We start from the raw sequence: 1,851 nt of genomic DNA on the forward strand, positions 1-1,851 counted from the left end.
TGGGATGGGTAGGGGAGCGTCGTGTGCCGGGTGAAGCAGCCGCGGAAGCGAGTTGTGGACGGTTCACGAGTGAGAATGCAGGCATGAGTAGCGATACACACGTGAGAAACGTGTGCGCCGATTGACTAAGGGTTCCTGGGTCAAGCTGATCTGCCCAGGGTAAGTCGGGACCTAAGGCGAGGCCGACAGGCGTAGTCGATGGACAACCGGTTGATATTCCGGTACCCGCTTTGAAACGCCCAATACTGAATCAGGCGATGCTAAGTCCGTGAAGCCGGCCCGATCTCTTCGGAGTTGAGGGTAGTGGTGGAGCCGATGAACCAGACTTGTATTAGGTAAGCGATGGGGTGACGCAGGAAGGTAGTCCAGCCCGGGCGGTGGTAGTCCCGGGGTAAGGGTGTAGGCCGTGTGGTAGGTAAATCCGTCACACATTAAGGCTGAGACCTGATGCCGAGCCGATTGTGGTGAAGTGGATGATCCTATGCTGTCGAGAAAAGCCTCTAGCGAGTTTCATGGCGGCCCGTACCCTAAACCGACTCAGGTGGTCAGGTAGAGAATACCGAGGCGTTCGGGTGAACTATGGTTAAGGAACTCGGCAAAATGCCCCCGTAACTTCGGGAGAAGGGGGGCCATCACTGGTGATCCGATTTACTCGGTGAGCTGGGGGTGGCCGCAGAGACCAGCGAGAAGCGACTGTTTACTAAAAACACAGGTCCGTGCGAAGCCGTAAGGCGATGTATACGGACTGACGCCTGCCCGGTGCTGGAACGTTAAGGGGACCGGTTAGCTGACTTTCGGGTCGGCGAAGCTGAGAACTTAAGCGCCAGTAAACGGCGGTGGTAACTATAACCATCCTAAGGTAGCGAAATTCCTTGTCGGGTAAGTTCCGACCTGCACGAATGGCGTAACGACTTCTCGACTGTCTCAACCATAGGCCCGGTGAAATTGCACTACGAGTAAAGATGCTCGTTTCGCGCAGCAGGACGGAAAGACCCCGGGACCTTTACTATAGTTTGATATTGGTGTTCGGTTCGGCTTGTGTAGGATAGGTGGGAGACTTTGAAGCGGCCACGCCAGTGGTTGTGGAGTCGTCGTTGAAATACCACTCTGGTCGTGCTGGATGTCTAACCTGGGTCCGTGATCCGGATCAGGGACAGTGTCTGATGGGTAGTTTAACTGGGGCGGTTGCCTCCTAAAGAGTAACGGAGGCGCCCAAAGGTTCCCTCAGCCTGGTTGGCAATCAGGTGTTGAGTGTAAGTGCACAAGGGAGCTTGACTGTGAGACCGACGGGTCGAGCAGGGACGAAAGTCGGGACTAGTGATCCGGCAGTGGCTTGTGGAAGCGCTGTCGCTCAACGGATAAAAGGTACCCCGGGGATAACAGGCTGATCTTCCCCAAGAGTCCATATCGACGGGATGGTTTGGCACCTCGATGTCGGCTCGTCGCATCCTGGGGCTGGAGTCGGTCCCAAGGGTTGGGCTGTTCGCCCATTAAAGCGGTACGCGAGCTGGGTTTAGAACGTCGTGAGACAGTTCGGTCCCTATCCGCTGTGCGCGTAGGAATATTGAGAAGGGCTGTCCCTAGTACGAGAGGACCGGGACGGACGAACCTCTGGTGTGCCAGTTGTCCTGCCAAGGGCATGGCTGGTTGGCTACGTTCGGAAAGGATAACCGCTGAAAGCATCTAAGCGGGAAGCCTGCTTCGAGATGAGTATTCCCACCCTCTTGAGGGGTTAAGGCTCCCAGTAGACGACTGGGTTGATAGGCCAGATGTGGAAGCCCGGTAACGGGTGGAGCTGACTGGTACTAATAGGCCGAGGGCTTGTCCTCAGTTGCTCGCGTCCACTGTGTT

Annotated in this window: 1 rRNA gene (running past one end of the window); it reads left to right on the forward strand. The window is 56.2% G+C overall.

The features are described 5' to 3' along the window. Positions 1 to 1,829, forward strand: a 23S ribosomal RNA gene (locus ACIQM0_RS39265); it begins 1,371 nt to the left of the window's first position. Positions 1,830 to 1,851 lie beyond the last annotated feature (22 nt).

Source organism: Streptomyces sp. NPDC091387 (genome assembly GCF_044756945.1).
Classification (GTDB): domain Bacteria; phylum Actinomycetota; class Actinomycetes; order Streptomycetales; family Streptomycetaceae; genus Streptomyces.